Below are 17,587 nucleotides of genomic sequence, written 5' to 3'. Positions count from 1 at the left end.
GGGGGCTCAACAATGAGTTTCTCTCGTTTGGTTCTGGTGGCGGGTTTCGCTCTCTTGGCCGGGTGCGGTGTCGGTGGTGATTTTTCCGATTTGCGTATCTATATGGATGAAGTGCGCGCAAAGCCTAAAGGCGCTATTGAGCCGCTGCCGACGTTTCAGCCGTATGAAAGCTTCACCTATCGTGCTGCGTCTCTACGTAGCCCTTTTCAGCCCCCGGTTAAAATCGATGTCGTCACCCGACAAAAAGGGGCGCCAGAGATCAAGCCGGATGAAAGCCGTGTCAAGCAATTCCTCGAAGGGTTCAGCATAGACACGTTCGAGATGGTTGGCACGCTGAGAAATGATCGCCAGTTGTTCGCTCTGGTTAGCGGTGCGGGTGGTGTTCATCGTGTAAAAGTAGGCGACTTTCTTGGGCGTAACCACGGCAAGATTCTCATGATCGATGACTCCAAGATCGATGTTATGGAAATTGTTCCAGATGGCGAAGGTGGCTGGCTTGAGCGACCACGCAGCCTTTCCTTGAAGGAGCGCTCCTGACGGGGCGGGGTGAGAAATGAATATAAATAATCTGTCTGCCACACGGGATACGAAAATGAACAGCTCTCTTTCGCGTCTTAGCGTCGTTCTGCTGGCGGCGCTGCTGTCGCCCGCGGTATTGGCGGCCAATCTTCAGGATTTGAATGTCGCCAGTTTGCCTGGTGATCGAGTTGAGCTGAAGCTTTCCTTCGATGAGCCGGTAATGGCTCCTCGCGGCTATACCATCGAGCAGCCTGCGCGTATCGCTTTGGACCTGCCGGGCGTGTCGAACAAGCTCGGCTCCAAGAATCGTGAACTGGGTGTCGGTAATGCGCGTAGCATTACCATTGTCGAGGCCAAGGACCGTACCCGTCTGATTGTCAATCTCACCAGTCTGGCGCCATACAGCACCCGAGTTGAGGGTAATGATCTGTATGTTCTGGTTGGTGATTCTTCTGCCGTCGCGTCGCGGCCCTCAGCCTCGGTGCCTGCTTCGGTAGCGGCGGTTCCGCCCAAGAAAACTTACGGTCCTCAACCGAAAACAATCAGTAATATCGACTTTCAGCGTGGGGAGCAGGGTGAGGGTAATGTCGTCATTACCCTTTCCGATGCATCGATCAGTCCTGATATCCAAGAGCAGGGTGGGAAGATTCGTCTGGACTTCGCCAAGACTGACCTGCCCGAGTCGCTGCGTGTACGGCTGGATGTGAAGGATTTCGCCACGCCGGTGCAGTTCGTCAGTGCTACGGGTAGCGCAGACAGAACCAGTATCGTGATTGAACCAGTCGGGTTATACGATTACCTGGCTTACCAGACCGAGAACAGGCTGACGTTGAGTGTCAAACCTCTCACTCAGGATGACGTAGAACGCCGCAAGGCTGAGCGCTTTGCTTATACCGGGGAGAAATTGTCGCTCAACTTTCAGGATATCGACGTGCGTTCGGTGCTGCAGCTGATTGCGGACTTCACCGATCTGAACCTGGTTGCAAGCGATACTGTCGCCGGCAATATCACTCTGCGTTTGCAGAACGTGCCATGGGATCAGGCGTTGGACCTGGTGCTGAAGACCAAGGGGCTGGATAAGCGCCAGGTTGGTAATGTATTGCTCGTTGCTCCGGCAGATGAGATCGCCGCTCGTGAGCGTCAGGAGTTGGAGTCGCAAAAGCAAATTGCTGAGCTGGCTCCGCTGCGTCGTGAACTGATTCAGGTGAATTATGCCAAGGCTGCTGATATGGCGAAGCTGTTTCAGTCGGTCACCAGTGCTGATGGTGCATCATCCGATGCCCGTGGTTCTGTAACGGTTGATGATCGCACTAACAGCATTATTGCTTACCAGACGCAGGATCGCCTGGATGAGTTGCGGCGTATCATTGCCCAGCTCGACATTCCTGTGCGTCAGGTAATGATCGAGGCGCGTATCGTCGAGGCCAACGTGGACTACGACAAGGCCTTGGGTGTGCGTTGGGGAGGGGCAACTCGTCGCGGAAACTGGAGCGTCTACGGCAAGGACGGTGCAACTTCCTTCGATAATGAAAGCGGGCAGGTCTATTTGCCGGGCACCGATACGGTAGGCAACGTTTCGCTGCAGGATGGTGTGGCTCCTGTGCCATTCGTCGACATGGGGGTTTTGGGCAGTACTTCAGGTATAGGCATCGGCTTCCTTACCGACAATGTGACACTGGATCTACAGCTGTCGGCCATGGAGAAGACCGGTAATGGCGAGATTGTCTCCCAGCCCAAGGTTGTTACTTCGGACAAGGAGACAGCGAAAATCTTGAAGGGGCAGGAAGTGCCCTATCAGGAAGCCAGCTCTAGTGGCGCGACCAGTACATCCTTCAAGGAGGCGGCTCTCTCCCTAGAGGTTACTCCTCAGATTACTCCGGATAATCGCATCATCATGGAAGTGAAAGTAACCAAGGATGCGCCAGACTTCGCCCGGGCCCTGCACGGGGTGCCGCCGATCAACAAGAACGAAGTCAATGCCAAGGTACTGGTCAATGATGGCGAGACCATTGTGATCGGTGGGGTGTTCTCCAACACCCAGACCAAGGGTGTAGAGAAAGTCCCATTCCTTGGTGACCTGCCATTCTTGGGCCGAGTGTTCCGTCGTGACATCGTCAGCGACAACAAGGCCGAGTTGCTGGTTTTCATCACTCCGCGCATCATGAACAACCAAGCCATTGCCGTGAACCGATGACCTAAGTGCGGAATGTAATCCTCGTTGGCCCGATGGGAGCTGGAAAAAGCACCATCGGGCGTTTGCTTGCCAAAGAACTGCGCGTGCCTTTCAAAGACTCCGACAAGGAGATCGAGCAGCGTACCGGTGCCGATATTCCCTGGATCTTCGATGTCGAGGGCGAGCAGGGTTTTCGTGAGCGGGAGCAGGCGGTGATCGCCGAGCTCTCGCAGCAGGACGGTCTCGTGCTGGCCACGGGGGGCGGAGCGGTAATGCGTCCCGAGAATCGCCAGGCTTTGCATGCGGGAGGGCGAGTCGTCTACCTGCATACCTCCGTTGAGCAGCAGATCGACCGGACTTCGCGTGATCGTAATCGTCCGTTGTTGCGTACGGCCAATCCGGCTCAGGTGCTCAGGGATCTGATGGCCATGCGCGATCCTCTGTATCGGGAAGTTGCCGATATCATCATCGAGACGGACGAGCGTCCGCCGCGTATGGTGGTTCAGGAAATTCTCTCGCGTCTGGAAGCCTTGTCGCCCCGTTAAAGCGTGGGGCGAACTGCGCTATCCTAGTGGCCTTTTTATTCTGGGGGCCTCATGCAGACTCTTCACGTTGAACTTGGCGAGCGCAGTTATCCCATCTATATCGGCGCGGGTCTCCTGGCAGATCCTGAGTTGCTCACGCGCCATATCGGCGGACGGCAGGTGGCGGTGGTCACCAATGAGACCGTAGCGCCTTTGTATCTCGAAACGCTTATGCGATCTCTTGAGGGTTTCAAAGTCGCCTCGATCGTGCTGCCGGATGGCGAGGTGTTCAAGAACTGGGAAACGCTACAGCTGATTTTCGATGGCCTGCTGACGGCCAGGCATGATCGGCGCACGACAATTATCGCTCTGGGTGGCGGCGTCATCGGCGACATGGCGGGCTTTGCTGCTGCCTGTTACCAGCGAGGTGTGGATTTCATCCAGGTGCCGACGACGTTGTTGTCTCAGGTGGATTCCTCGGTGGGAGGCAAGACGGGGATCAATCATCCGCTGGGCAAGAACATGGTCGGCGCGTTCTATCAGCCTAAGGCGGTGTTGATTGATACGGCCAGCCTGCGCACCCTGCCGGAGCGCGAGCTTTCCGCTGGGTTGGCCGAGGTCATCAAGTATGGCCTGATCTGCGATGAGCCCTTCCTGGTATGGCTGGAGCAGAATATACCGGCCTTGCGTGCGCTTGATCAGCAGGCGCTTACCTACGCTATCGAGCAATCCTGTGCGGCCAAGGCGCGTGTCGTCGCTGCGGACGAGCGTGAGTCGGGAGTGCGCGCCACTCTCAATCTCGGTCACACCTTTGGGCATGCTATCGAGACCGAGCAGGGCTACGGCGTGTGGTTGCATGGCGAAGCGGTCGCCGCAGGCACGGTGATGGCGCTGGAAATGTCCTATCGCCTGGGCTGGCTGTCGGCGGCGGATCGAGACCGAGGCATACGCCTGTTGCAGGCTGCCGGGCTGCCGGTGGTGCCGCCGCAGGATATGACGCCTGCGCAGTTCCTCGAGCATATGGCAGTGGACAAGAAGGTGCTCGATGGTCAGCTGCGTCTCGTGTTGCTCAGGCGATTGGGTGAGGCTGTAGTGACCGCCGACTACCCGCGTGAAATTCTAGACGCCACGCTGCGTAGCGATTACGCAGCGCTGGCTCAGTCGTCCAACTCTTGAAGAGTGATCCATGACCAGTTTGCATGCTGACGAAGCTTTCCTGGCGCATTACCAGTTCAGTCACGACCCCTTTGCGCCACGAGTACCTGGTTTCAAGTTCTTCCCGGCGCAGCGCAAGCCGGTGCTTGGGCAATTGCATCATCTTGCGCGTTACAGTCAGCTGTTGCTGGCTGTGGTCGGCCCTGAGGGAAGTGGCAAGACCTTGCTGCGTCAGGCGCTGGTTGCCAGTACCAACAAGCAGGCCGTGCAGAGCATTGTCGTTGCACAGGGGGCGACCACGGCTGACGCGCTGCTGCGTCAAGTGGCTCAGGGGTTGGCAATCGCTCAGGCCGACGTGCGCTCGGTATTGGCGCAGGTTGCACAACTGGCGCTGACCGGGCAGGAGGTTTATCTACTCGTCGATGATGCCGATCAGTTGGATGACGCTGCCTTGAAATGCGTTCTGGAGCTTGCTGCTGGCAATGCCGACGGGCGTCCGCACATTTTCCTGTTTGCCGAGCGGGGACTCCTGGCGCGTCTGGAGGCGCTGGCGGATGGCGAGGAGTGTTACCACGCCATCGAGCTGCAGCCCTATACCGAAGATGAAACGCGTGACTACCTGGCGCAGCGGCTCGAGGGCGCTGGTCAGGGTATTGATCTGTTATCTGATGAGCAGGTCGAAGACATCCATGTGCGCGCTCAGGGGTGGCCTGGAGCGATCAATCAGGAAGCGCGTGAGCTGCTGGTCGAGCAAATGCTTGCGCAGCGTGCTGCCGGTCGCGGCGTTGGTGGCGGTTTTAACTTACCGAAAAAGCACCTGCTGGCGTTGGCTGTCGTCTTGGTTGGCGTCGCCGCTGCCTGGATGATGCAGGGGCGTGAGTCATCCTCGCCTGCGCCGGTGGCCAGCAGTTCGTCGTTGCCTTTGCAATCATCCGCGCCCGCCGCCGAGGTTCAGGAGTCTGCGCAGGCTTCTGCAGAGAAGGGGCGTGCGCCAGCTATCGAATTTGCCGGCACCAGTCAACCACTGCCTCTGCCGCTGGTGGGGGAGTCGCAAGCCGTGATTCGCCAGCCTCTGGCTGAGGCTGCCGGGGAGGCGTTGGATAACTTTGAGCCGCCGGCTACGCCTGAGCCCTCGACAGTCACGCCGCCGCCTGCGCCAATGACTGCTGCACCTGCACCTGCACCTGCACCTGCACCAGTGAAGCAGCCTGAGCCTGTTGCGGCAAAGCCCGCACCAGCGGCCGCTAAACCAGCGCCTGCGCCTAAGCCTGCGCCCGCTCCGGCTGTAGCCTCAGGTGCTGCGGCGACCAACTGGTATGCGCAGCAGCCGGCGTCCCGCTATGCCTTGCAGGTACTCGGATCGCGTTCGGAGGCCAATATTCAGGCGCTGGTGCGTGAGGGGGGTAGCGAGTACCGCTACTTCAAGAAAATCCATCAAGGGCAGCCGCTGTACGTGCTGACCTATGGTAGCTTCTCCAGTCGCGACGCCGCTCAGGCGGCGGTGAAAACCCTGCCCGCCAAGCTGCAGGCGGGTAAGCCCTGGCCTCGTACGCTGGGTAGCATTCAGCAGGAAATGAGCCGCTAAGCGCTCTGTCTCAAGATGATCGCTTGGTCGTTAGCACGACCTTGCGGTCTTATCCTTCGTTTTTGCGACATAAATATTCACCCCTTCGTCACGAAAATTTGTGACGCCATGGGTGGATATGTACAATGACCTCCCTTTTGCCCATGCAAAGCACGCCCGTGCCTGTTATTCGGGTTTAAGCAATTGAATTAGAAAGTAATTTGCCTGAAGTCTAGGCAGCCTGGTGAGAGTCCCCCCTATGAAAGCAGGTTTGTACCGTCCTGATGAGTTCAAGGATAACTGCGGCTTCGGCTTGATCGCCCATATGCAAGGTGAACCTAGTCATCACCTGCTCAAGACCGCTATTGAGGCCCTCACCTGCATGACTCACCGCGGCGGTATCAACGCCGACGGCAAGACCGGTGATGGCTGTGGCCTGCTGATCCAGAAGCCCGATCAATTCCTGCGCGCTGTTGCCCGGGAACAATTCGGCGTCGAACTGCCTGGGCAATATGCCGTGGGCATGGTGTTCTTCAATCAGGATTCGGCCAAGGCCGAAGCCGCGCGCGAGAACATGAACCGCGAAATCCTCGCGGCTGGTCTGCAACTGGTGGGTTGGCGCAAGGTGCCGATTGACACCAGTGTGCTGGGCCAACTGGCGCTGGAGCGCCTGCCGCAGATCGAGCAGGTGTTCATCGGCGGCGATGGCCTGAGCGATCAGGAATTCGCCATTAAGTTGTTCAGCGCCCGCCGTCGCTCGTCGGTGGCCAATGCCGACGACAGCGATCACTACATCTGCAGCTTCTCGCACAAGACCATCATCTACAAAGGCCTGATGATGCCGGCAGACCTGCAGCAGTTCTACCCGGACCTGGGTGACGAGCGCCTGCAGACCGCCATCGCGGTCTTCCACCAGCGCTTCTCCACCAACACCCTGCCGAAGTGGCCGCTGGCGCAGCCGTTTCGCTTCCTCGCGCACAACGGCGAGATCAACACCATCACCGGCAACCGCAACTGGGCGCAGGCTCGCCGCACCAAGTTCGCCAACGAGTTGATCCCCGATCTCGACGAGCTGGGCCCGCTGGTGAACCGCGTCGGCTCCGACTCCTCGAGCATGGACAACATGCTCGAACTGATGGTCACCGGTGGTATCGATCTGTTCCGTGGCCTGCGCATGATCATTCCGCCGGCCTGGCAGAACGTCGAGACCATGGACGCCGACCTGCGCGCGTTCTACGAATACAACTCCATGCACATGGAGCCCTGGGATGGCCCGGCCGGTGTGGTGCTGACCGATGGCCGCCATGCCGTGTGCCTGCTCGACCGTAACGGTCTGCGTCCGGCGCGGTGGGTCACCACCAAGAACGGCTACATCACCCTGGCCTCGGAAATCGGCGTGTGGGATTACCAGCCAGAGGACGTCATCGCCAAGGGCCGTGTCGGCCCGGGGCAGATCCTCGCCGTCGACACCGAGACCGGCCAGGTGCTGGATACCGAGTCCATCGACAGCCGCCTGAAGTCGCGTCATCCCTACAAGCTCTGGCTGCGCAAGCATGCTCAGCGCATCAAGGCGACGCTGGAAGACCGCGACCACGGTTCGGCCTTCTACGACCCGGATCAACTCAAGCAATACATGAAGATGTTCCAGGTCACCTTCGAAGAGCGTGACCAGGTACTGCGTCCGCTCGGCGAGCAGGGCCAGGAAGCCGTCGGCTCCATGGGTGACGACACGCCGATGGCGGTGCTCAGCCAGCGCGTGCGCTCGCCCTACGATTACTTCCGCCAGCAGTTCGCGCAGGTCACCAACCCGCCGATCGACCCGCTGCGCGAAGCGATCGTCATGTCCCTGGAAATCTGCCTGGGCGCCGAGCGCAACATCTTCAGCGAGTCGCCGGAGCACGCCACCCGCGTGATCCTCAGCAGCCCGGTGATTTCGCCGGCCAAGTGGCGCGCGCTGATGAACCTCGATCGCCCGGGCTTCGACCGTCATGTCATCGACATGAACTACGACGAGTCGCTGGGTTTGGAAGCTGCCGTGCGCAACATGGCCGACCAGGCCGAGGAGGCCGTGCGTGCTGGCAAGGTGCTGCTGGTACTGACCGACCGTCACATCGCCCCTGGCAAGCTGCCGGCGCATGCCGCGCTGGTTACCGGCGCTGTGCATCACCGCCTGACCGAGAAAGGCCTGCGTTGCGACTGCAACATCCTGGTGGAAACCGCCACCGCGCGTGACCCGCACCACTACGCCGTGCTGCTGGGCTTCGGTGCCTCGGCGGTGTATCCGTTCCTGGCCTACGAAGTGCTGGGCGACCTGATCCGCACCGGGGAAGTGCTGGGCGATCTGTACGAAGTCTTCAAGTATTACCGCAAGGGCATCTCCAAAGGCCTGCTGAAGATCCTGTCGAAGATGGGCATCTCCACGGTCGCGTCCTATCGCGGTGCGCAACTGTTCGAGGCGGTCGGCCTGGCCGATGAAGTCACCGAACTGTGCTTCCGTGGCGTGGCCAGCCGTATCCAGGGCGCGCGTTTCGTCGATATCGAGAACGAGCAGAAGCTGCTGTCTCAGGAGGCCTGGAACAACCGCAAGCCGATCCAGCAGGGTGGTCTGCTCAAGTTCGTTTACGGCGGCGAATACCATGCCTACAACCCGGATGTGGTGCGCACGCTGCAGGAAGCCGTGCAGCAGGGCAACTACGAGAAGTACAAGGCATACTCGACGCTGGTCGACACCCGCCCGGTGTCGATGATCCGCGACCTGCTCAAGGTCAAGGAATCCGCCACGCCGATCAGCCTCGACGAAGTCGAGCCGCTGCAGTCGATCTTCAAGCGCTTCGATGCTGCCGGTATCTCCCTCGGCGCGCTGTCGCCGGAGGCGCACGAGGCGCTGGCCGAGGCGATGAACCGCCTGGGTGGTCGCTCCAACTCCGGCGAGGGCGGTGAAGACCCGGCTCGCTACGGCACCATCAAGAGCTCGAAGATCAAGCAGGTGGCCACCGGCCGCTTTGGCGTGACCCCGGAATACCTGGTCAACGCCGAAGTGCTGCAGATCAAGGTGGCCCAGGGCGCCAAGCCTGGCGAGGGCGGCCAGCTGCCGGGCGGCAAGGTCAACGGCCTGATCGCGCGTCTGCGTTATGCGGTGCCGGGCGTGACCCTGATCTCGCCGCCGCCGCACCACGACATCTACTCGATCGAAGACCTGGCGCAGCTGATCTATGACCTCAAACAGGTCAACCCGAAGGCGCTGGTGTCGGTCAAGCTGGTGGCGGAAGCCGGTGTCGGCACCATCGCTGCCGGTGTGGCCAAGGCCTACGCCGACCTGATCACCATTTCCGGTTACGACGGTGGTACCGGCGCATCGCCGCTGACCTCCATCCGCTATGCCGGTGCGCCGTGGGAACTGGGCCTGGCCGAAACCCACCAGACCCTGCGCGGCAACGACCTGCGCGGCAAGGTGCGGGTACAGACCGACGGTGGTCTGAAAACCGGCCTGGACGTGATCAAGGCTGCCATCCTCGGCGCCGAGAGCTTCGGCTTCGGTACCGCGCCGATGGTCGCCTTGGGCTGTAAGTACCTGCGCATCTGCCACCTGAACAACTGCGCCACCGGCGTGGCCACGCAGAACGACAAGCTGCGCAAGGATCACTTCATCGGCACCGTCGAGATGGTGATGAACTTCTTCACCTACGTCGCCGAGGAAACCCGCGAGTGGCTGGCCAAGCTGGGCGTGCGTAGCCTGGAAGAGCTGATCGGGCGTACCGACCTGCTCGAAGTGCTGCCGGGCGAAACCGCCAAGCAGGGCAACCTGGATCTGTCGCCGCTGCTGGCCAGCGCGCATATCCCGGCTGACAAGCCGCAGTTCTGCCAGGTGCCGAAGAACCCGCCGTTCGACGAAGGCCTGCTGGCCGAGAAGATGGTGGAAATGGCCAAGGACGCCATTGCCGGCAAGACCGGCGGTGAGTTCGAGCTGAACATCGGCAACTGCGACCGCTCCATCGGTGCGCGCATTTCCGGCGAGATCGCGCGCGTGCATGGCAACCAGGGCATGAACGGCGCGCCGATCACCTTCCGCTTCAAGGGCACTGCCGGTCAGAGCTTCGGTGTGTGGAACGCCGGTGGCCTGCACCTGCGCCTGGAAGGCGACGCCAACGACTACGTCGGCAAGGGCATGACTGCGGGCAAGATCGTCATCACCCCGCCCGCTGGTAGCCCGTTCGCCACCGAGGACAGCGCCATCATCGGCAACACCTGCCTGTATGGCGCCACGGGCGGCAAGCTGTTCGCCACCGGTACCGCGGGTGAGCGTTTCGCCGTGCGCAACTCCGGCGCCCATGCGGTGGTGGAAGGCACGGGCGATCACTGCTGCGAGTACATGACCGGCGGTTTCGTCTGCGTACTGGGCAAGACCGGTTACAACTTCGGCTCGGGCATGACCGGCGGCTTCGCCTACGTGCTCGACCTGGACAACGGCTTTTACGACCGCGTCAACCACGAGCTTGTGGAAATCCAACGCATCAACAATGAAGCGATGGAGGCCTACCGCAGCCACCTGGAAAGCGTGCTGGCCGAGTACGTCGAAGAAACCGGTAGCGAGTGGGGGCAGAACCTGCTGGAAAACCTGGACGATTACCTGCGCAAGTTCTGGCTGGTGAAACCGAAAGCGGCCAGTCTGAAGTCGCTGCTGTCCAGCACCCGTGCCAACCCGCAATAAGAATGCGCCTGAAGTGGTTTGATGAGGTAATGCAATGACTGAACGTCTGAATAACGACTTCCAGTTCATCGAAGTCGGGCGCAAAGACCCGAAGAAGAAACTGCTGCGTCAGCGCAAGAAGGAATTCGTCGAGATTTACGACAACTTCAAGCCGGCGCAAGCTGCAGACCAGGCGCATCGCTGCCTGGGCTGCGGCAACCCGTATTGCGAGTGGAAGTGCCCGGTGCACAACTTCATTCCGAACTGGCTCAAGCTGGTGTCGGAAGGCAACATCCTGGCCGCCGCCGAACTCTCGCACCAAACCAACACCCTGCCGGAAGTCTGCGGCCGCGTGTGCCCGCAGGATCGCCTCTGCGAAGGTGCCTGCACCCTCAATGACGGCTTCGGCGCGGTGACCATCGGTTCGGTGGAGAAGTACATCACCGACACCGCCTTCGCCATGGGCTGGCGCCCGGACATGTCCAAGGTCAAGCCGACTGGCAAGCGTGTCGCAGTGATCGGCGCCGGCCCGGCCGGCCTGGGCTGCGCCGACGTGCTGGTGCGCAATGGCGTGACTCCGGTGGTGTTCGACAAGAACCCGGAAATCGGTGGCCTGCTGACCTTCGGCATCCCCGAGTTCAAGCTGGAAAAGACCGTGCTCAGCCGCCGCCGTGAAGTCTTCACCGGCATGGGCATCGAGTTCCGTCTGAACACCGAGATCGGCAAGGACGTGACCATGCAGCAACTGCTGGATGAGTACGATGCCGTGTTCATGGGCATGGGCACCTACACCTACATGAAGGGTGGCTTCCCCGGTGAAGACCTGCCGGGCGTCTATGACGCGCTGGACTTCCTCATCGCCAACGTCAACCGCAACCTCGGTTTCGAGAAGGCGCCGGAAGACTTCATCGACATGAAGGGCAAGCGCGTCGTGGTGCTGGGCGGTGGTGACACCGCGATGGACTGCAACCGCACCTCGATCCGTCAGGGCGCCAAGGCCGTGACCTGCGCCTACCGTCGTGACGAAGAGAACATGCCGGGCTCGCGCAAGGAGGTGAAGAACGCCAAGGAAGAGGGCGTGAAGTTCCTCTTCAACCGCCAGCCCATCGCCATCGTTGGCGACGGCAAGGTGGAAGGCATCAAGGTGGTCGAGACCCGTCTCGGTGAGCCTGACGCCCGTGGCCGTCGCAGCCCCGAGCCGATCCCGGGCTCCGAGGAGATTATCCCGGCCGAAGCCGTGCTGATCGCCTTCGGCTTCCGTCCGAGCCCGGCGCCCTGGTTCGAGCAGTTCGAGATCCAGACTGACAGCCAGGGCCGCGTCGTGGCGCCCGGGCAGTCGCAGTTCAAGCACCAGACCAGCAACCCGAAGATTTTCGCCGGTGGCGACATGGTGCGCGGTTCCGATCTGGTGGTGACGGCGATCTTCGAAGGCCGCAACGCTGCCGAAGGTATCCTGGATTATCTGAACGTCTGATTCCGCGCGGTAGCGAACGAGGCCGGCTTGATGTCGGCCTCGTCGTATCTGCTCCTTTACTGACCTGAGGCAATGGGCCGCAGGGTTATCGGCAGTAGGCTGTCTCCAGTACTTTTATCGAGGAGATTGCCATGCTTACCACCGCCATTTTCCCATCCCGCTATGTGCAGGGGCGCAATGCGCTCGAACAGTTGGGCGGCGAGCTAGCGCGTTTCGGCAGCACGGCGCTGGCCTTGCTCGATCCCTTCGCCGACGACCATCTGGGCGCTATTGTGGCCAGTGCCTGCGCAGGGCAGATCGACTGCCAGCGCGTGCGCTTTGCCGGAGAATGCTGCGATGAAGAGATCGCCCGGCTGCTGACCATGGCGTGCGAAAGCAAGCCACAGGTTGTGCTGGGAATGGGTGGCGGCAAGGCCTTGGATACTGCCAAAGCGCTGGCTTACGAGCTGGGCGTACCGGTGGCGATTGTGCCTACTCTGGCTTCCAGCGATGCGCCGTGCAGTGCGCTGTCGGTGATCTATACCGCGTCCGGTGAGTTCAAACGCTACCTGGTGCTGCCGCGCAACCCGGATCTGGTGCTGGTCGACAGTCAGGTGATCGCCCAGGCGCCGGCGCGCTTTCTCGTTTCCGGGATGGGCGATGCCCTGGCCACCTGGTTCGAGGCCGAGGACTGCCGCATTCGCGGCGCCGCCAACATGACCGGGCGACCTGGCCCGCGTACCGCCCATGTGCTGGCGCGGTTCTGCTACGACACCCTGCTGCAGTACGGGCCGCTGGCGCTGCAGGCTTGCCGCCAACAGGTGGTGACGCCGGCGCTGGAGCATGTCATCGAGGCCAACACGCTGCTCTCCGGGCTGGGCTTCGAAAGCGGCGGCCTGGCTGCGGCGCATGCCATTCACAACGGCTTCACCGCGCTGCCTGAAACCCATCACTACTGGCATGGCGAGAAGGTCGCCTTCGGTGTGCTGAGCATGCTGATGCTGCGCGACAGCGAGCCGGCGTTGATCGACGAGGTATACGACTTCTGCATCGCCATCGGTCTGCCGGTGACCCTGGCCGATATCGGCCTGCAGGATGTCAGCGACGAAGCGTTGCTGCGCGCCGCGGAGCTGGCCTGTGCGCCGGGCGAGAGTATCCACAACGAGCCGTTCCCGGTGGACGCCCGCAGTGTACTGGCGGCCATGCGCACGGCCGACGCCGAAGGGCGCCGGCGTAAGGTCGCCTAGCCACATCTGTATCCCCTGAACCTGCGGCACGGCGTCCTACGCCGTGCCTTTTGTTGTCTGCTCTGCGACAATGCGCACAATTTTTGTTCACTGTTTTCTGCTCGGAACCGCCATGACCGCTCTGAAGAACGACCGCTTCCTCCGCGCCCTGCTCAAGCAACCTGTGGACGTCACACCTGTCTGGATGATGCGCCAGGCTGGCCGTTATCTGCCGGAGTACCGCGCGACCCGGGCCAAGGCCGGCGACTTCGTGAGCCTGATGAAGAATCCCACGCTTGCCTGCGAGGTCACCATCCAGCCGCTGGATCGCTACCCGCAGCTGGACGCGGCGATCCTGTTCTCCGACATCCTCACTATCCCCGATGCCATGGGCCAGGGCCTGTACTTCGAGACCGGCGAAGGCCCGCGCTTCAAGAAAGTGGTCAGCAGCCTGGCCGATATCGAGGCGCTGTCGGTGCCCGATCCGGAGCGGGATCTGGGCTATGTGATGGACGCCGTGCGTACCATTCGCCGTGAACTCAATGGCCGCGTACCGCTGATCGGCTTCTCCGGCAGCCCATGGACGCTGGCCACCTACATGGTCGAAGGCGGCTCGTCGAAGGACTTCCGCAAGACCAAGGCCATGCTCTACGACAACCCGCAAGCCTTGCACGCGCTGCTCGACAAGCTGGCGCAGTCGGTTACCGCTTATCTGAACGGGCAGATCCTGGCCGGTGCGCAGGCGGTACAGATCTTCGATTCCTGGGGTGGCGCGCTGTCGGCAGCGGCCTATCAGGAGTTCTCCCTGGCTTACATGAAGAAGATCGTCGATGGCCTGATTCGCGAGCACGACGGGCGTCGTGTGCCGGTGATCCTGTTCACCAAGGGCGGTGGCCTGTGGCTCGAATCCCTGGCTGACACCGGCGCTGAAGCGCTGGGCCTGGACTGGACCTGCGACATCGGCAGCGCGCGCGCCCGTGTTGGTGCCAAGGTCGCCTTGCAGGGCAACATGGATCCGGCGGTGCTGTACGCCAAGCCGGCGGCGATTCGCGCCGAAGTGGCGCGCATCCTGGCCGCCTATGGTGCCGGTAGCGGCCACGTGTTCAACCTTGGCCATGGCATCACTCCGGAGGTCGACCCGGCTCACGCGGGCGCTTTCTTCGAAGCCGTGCACGAGTTGTCCGCGCAGTATCACCAATAAGCAGAACAGCGGCCGTGCAAGCGGCCTCTTTGCTATCGGCCGGGCAAGCTCCTCGCGCTTGTCACAGCCTTTGCATAGAATCCGAGGTCACTCAGGCTCAGGGAGGTGTGCGATGCGACGTGTGGTGTTCAACCAGAAGGGTGGCGTGGGCAAGTCCAGCATCGCCTGCAATCTTGCGGCAGTGAGTGCGGCGCAGGGCTACCGTACGCTGCTGATCGACCTGGATGCCCAGGCCAACTCGACCCACTACCTCACCGGGCTGACCGGCGAGGAAATTCCCATGGGCATCGCCGATTTCTTCAAGCAAACCCTGTCGTCCGGGCCGTTCGCCAAAAAGGGCAAGGTCGATATTTACGAAACTCCCTTCGACAACCTGCATGTGGTCACGGCCACGGCCGAACTGGCCGAACTGCAGCCCAAGCTTGAGCAGAAGCACAAGATCAACAAGCTGCGCAAACTGCTCGACGAGCTGGCCGAAGACTACGACCACATCTATCTGGATACGCCGCCAGCGCTGAATTTCTATACGGTTTCCGCCTTGATCGCGGCCGACCGTGTGTTGATACCCTTCGACTGCGACAGCTTCTCGCGCAACGCCCTGTATGGCTTGCTGGCCGAGATCGACGAGTTGAAGGAAGACCATAACGATGGTCTGGAGGTGGAGGGCATCGTGGTCAACCAGTTCCAGCCGCGCGCGACCTTGCCGCAGCAGTTGCTGGATGAACTAATCGCCGAGGGCTTGCCGGTGTTGCCGGTCAACCTGATGAGCTCGGTGAAGATGCGCGAATCGCACCAGGTGTGCACGCCGCTGATCCATCTGGATGCACGGCACAAGCTGACGCAGCAGTTCGTCGAGCTGCACGATCTGCTCAATCAGGCTTGAAGGTTTGTCAGCGATAAATCAAGGCGCCCGTGGGCTAATGCCAGTCAGTTAAGCCGTTGCACTCGATTTTTGTAGGAGCCGGCTTGCCGGCGATCCGCCATAAAAAGCATCGCCAGCAAGCTGGCTCCTACGAAAAACGCCCCCTCTACTGCAAGTAGGAGGGGGTGGTGACGAACTTATCTGATCAGCATTAGCCCGCGGGCGCCTTGTTCGTTAGCGCACCACGAACACGTCGCAGGGCGCCTTGTGCAGGAAGTGCTGTGCCAGGCTGCCCAGCAATGCCTGGGAGAAGGCGCTGCGGCCATGGCTGCCGAGTACCAGTAGTTCTGCTCGACGCGTCTTGATCTGCTCTTGCAGGCTACGCAGGATGCCACCCTGCAGCACCTCGTGGCTCAGCTTGGGACCTCCGGCCGGGAGCTTCTGCGCTTCGTCATGCAGTAGCTGATCGATCAGACCTTGCTGGGTCTGCAGCTGCAGTTCGACCTGTTGCGGCGTGCCCTTGTCCGGTTCGAATACATGCAGGGCATGCAGTTCGGCATCGCCAGGCAGCAGATGATAGGCCTGGCCCAGAGCGCTGCAGGCGCATAGGGAAAAGTCGATGGCGGCCAATGCCCGTTGATACGGCTGGAAGTCGTTGCGGGCGACCAGCAGCAGTGGCACGGTGCAGCGACGAGCGATACGGTCGAGGCTGGTGCCGGAGAAAAAGTCATGGCGCTGATGGTGGCCGCCCAGTACCAGCAGGTCGCAGCCGCTGTCCTGAACCTGTTGCAGCACCACTTCCGAAGGTTTGCCGCTGAGCATGCGCAGCTCGGTGCCGGGCGGGGTGTATTGGGTCAGGCTGCGATCCAGCGCCTGGCGCGCTTTCTCATGCTGGTCGCTGCTCTGGCCCGGGTCGAGCACATGGAGCATGGTCAGGCGGGCGTTATGCTGCTGGGCCAGCTGGGTGGCGCGGCATAGCGCCATGTCAGCGGTGTCGCGCAGGTCATGGGCGATGAGGATGTGCTTGAACATGGTGACGGCTCTCCTGCCGATACCCCTCGGCAATTTTATTGTGCCTGTTCAGATAGCCGCTCTTTTGACCTATGGCAAGGTCGGGGACTGTTACCGATTGCAAATGCAGGCAGCGGTGTCATTCAGCGTAAACGCAATTGGTAGTGGCCGCGACTTTCTGCGACCACTTCGCCGCTGCTGTCGGTCAGTTGCAGCTCCAGCAGATACTCGGCCTTGCCCTGCTGGCTGGCCTGTTCTTCCAGGTCGGCGATTGCTTCGGGCGAAAGGCGCGCCTCGACCTGAATGTCGGCGGTGGCCGGGCGGCGAAAGCGCAGGTTCATTTCCTTGATGACGGGGTAGAAGCGCTGGGCATCGAAGCTGGTCAGAAACAGGGCGCCACCCGGAATCTCCGCCAGGGTGAAGAGGGCGCCGGCGTACATGCTGCCGATATGGTTCTGGTTGCCTTGCAGGGGCATGCGCAGGCGCACGAAGCCAGGCTCCAGAACCTCGGCCTTGAGGCCGCTGCGTTTGACGAAGGCGATCTGTTCTTCGGTGAGTTGGCGGGCGATTTCAACAGGCAGCGGCATGGCGAAACTCCTTGAGCGGACGTTTTGCCAGACTAAGGGGCGGATAGCGCGCTGCAATTGACCGTAGCGCCCGTGGCGACTGACCGAAGTGCTCAAGCGCCCCAGGCACGATTGCATCCGAGCTATAGGTGCATCCTAAATGCCCTGTTGGCGCAGCCAGGCCTGCAGTTGCGGTAGCGGCATGGCACCACTCTGGCGGGCGACTTCGATGCCTCCCTTGAACAGGATCAGGCTTGGAATGGAGCGGATGCCCAGTTGCCCGGCCAGATTCGGGTTGGCTTCGCTATCGAGCTTGCCCAGGCGGCAGCGTCCCTGCAGTTGCACGGCGGCCTGCTGGAAGGTCGGGGCGAAGGACTGGCAGGGGCCGCACCAACTGGCCCAGACATCTACCAGTAACGGCAGGTCGCCCTTGAGTTGGCTGGCGAAATTAGCCTGCGTGAGGGTGATGGGTACACCTGGCAACACTTCGCTCTTGCAGCGGCCACAGCGTGGGGCATCGCCCAGGCGTTCGGAGGGAATGCGGTTGAGGCCGTTGCAGTGCGGGCAGGGAATCAGCAGGGGATCGGACATGGCGGCAGGCTCCGTGGGACATGCTCACTAGATGGAGCCGCCGCCGGCCGATATC

At 61.3% G+C, this 17,587-nt stretch carries 13 protein-coding genes; 10 read left to right on the top strand and 3 right to left on the bottom strand.

Annotation, left to right across the window (positions count from 1 at the left end):
* Positions 1-12 precede the first annotated feature (12 nt).
* From pilP to N5J71_RS15735, 10 genes are all read left to right on the top strand, one after another.
* Positions 13-537: a type 4a pilus biogenesis lipoprotein PilP gene (gene pilP / locus N5J71_RS15780; RefSeq protein ID WP_003459027.1), complete on the top strand. Its 525-nt coding sequence runs from the start codon at positions 13-15 to the stop codon at positions 535-537.
* Between the two features lie 55 nt (positions 538-592).
* Positions 593-2,713, top strand: coding sequence for a type IV pilus secretin PilQ (locus N5J71_RS15775; RefSeq protein WP_279917206.1), 2,121 nt, complete (start codon positions 593-595; stop codon positions 2,711-2,713).
* A gap of 5 nt (positions 2,714-2,718) precedes the next feature.
* Entirely contained in the window at positions 2,719-3,237 is a 519-nt protein-coding gene (gene aroK / locus N5J71_RS15770; RefSeq protein ID WP_074855139.1) for a shikimate kinase AroK, read from the top strand.
* A 51-nt stretch (positions 3,238-3,288) separates the two neighbouring features.
* Positions 3,289-4,392, top strand: coding sequence for a 3-dehydroquinate synthase (gene aroB / locus N5J71_RS15765; RefSeq protein WP_147810301.1), 1,104 nt, complete (start codon positions 3,289-3,291; stop codon positions 4,390-4,392).
* Between the two features lie 10 nt (positions 4,393-4,402).
* Positions 4,403-5,956 carry an SPOR domain-containing protein gene (locus N5J71_RS15760; protein WP_279917205.1) on the top strand — a complete coding sequence of 518 codons (1,554 nt, stop codon included), beginning with the start codon at positions 4,403-4,405 and terminating at the stop codon, positions 5,954-5,956.
* Between the two features lie 238 nt (positions 5,957-6,194).
* The gene (gltB, locus tag N5J71_RS15755) at positions 6,195-10,643 is read left to right on the top strand and encodes a glutamate synthase large subunit (protein ID WP_279917204.1); all 4,449 of its coding nucleotides are present in this window, start codon (positions 6,195-6,197) and stop codon (positions 10,641-10,643) included.
* Between the two features lie 34 nt (positions 10,644-10,677).
* Positions 10,678-12,096 (top strand): FAD-dependent oxidoreductase, encoded by a 1,419-nt coding sequence (locus tag N5J71_RS15750; RefSeq protein ID WP_074855135.1) that lies wholly within the window; start codon positions 10,678-10,680, stop codon positions 12,094-12,096.
* A gap of 131 nt (positions 12,097-12,227) precedes the next feature.
* A complete protein-coding gene (locus tag N5J71_RS15745; RefSeq protein WP_084341409.1) occupies positions 12,228-13,322 on the top strand; it encodes a glycerol dehydrogenase in 1,095 nt (364 codons plus the stop codon).
* A 112-nt stretch (positions 13,323-13,434) separates the two neighbouring features.
* Positions 13,435-14,502 (top strand): uroporphyrinogen decarboxylase, encoded by a 1,068-nt coding sequence (gene hemE / locus N5J71_RS15740; protein WP_074855133.1) that lies wholly within the window; start codon positions 13,435-13,437, stop codon positions 14,500-14,502.
* A gap of 112 nt (positions 14,503-14,614) precedes the next feature.
* Positions 14,615-15,385 carry a ParA family protein gene (locus N5J71_RS15735; RefSeq protein ID WP_074855132.1) on the top strand — a complete coding sequence of 257 codons (771 nt, stop codon included), beginning with the start codon at positions 14,615-14,617 and terminating at the stop codon, positions 15,383-15,385.
* A gap of 213 nt (positions 15,386-15,598) precedes the next feature.
* On the opposite strand, the gene N5J71_RS15730 is transcribed toward N5J71_RS15735, so the two are convergent.
* From N5J71_RS15730 to trxC, 3 genes are all read right to left on the bottom strand, one after another.
* Positions 15,599-16,396: a universal stress protein gene (locus N5J71_RS15730; RefSeq protein ID WP_074855131.1), complete on the bottom strand. Its 798-nt coding sequence runs from the start codon at positions 16,394-16,396 to the stop codon at positions 15,599-15,601.
* 122 nt (positions 16,397-16,518) lie between these two features.
* Complete coding sequence (locus tag N5J71_RS15725) at positions 16,519-16,962, bottom strand: PaaI family thioesterase (protein WP_074855130.1); 444 nt, start codon at positions 16,960-16,962, stop codon at positions 16,519-16,521.
* Between the two features lie 135 nt (positions 16,963-17,097).
* A complete protein-coding gene (gene trxC / locus N5J71_RS15720; RefSeq protein WP_074855129.1) occupies positions 17,098-17,532 on the bottom strand; it encodes a thioredoxin TrxC in 435 nt (144 codons plus the stop codon).
* Between the last annotated feature and the right edge of the window lie 55 nt (positions 17,533-17,587).

Origin of the sequence: Ectopseudomonas oleovorans (assembly GCF_029845265.1) — a bacterium.
In the GTDB taxonomy this organism is placed as follows: Bacteria; Pseudomonadota; Gammaproteobacteria; order Pseudomonadales; family Pseudomonadaceae; genus Aquipseudomonas; species Aquipseudomonas oleovorans.
This window is presented reverse-complemented; position numbering and strand designations above follow the sequence as displayed.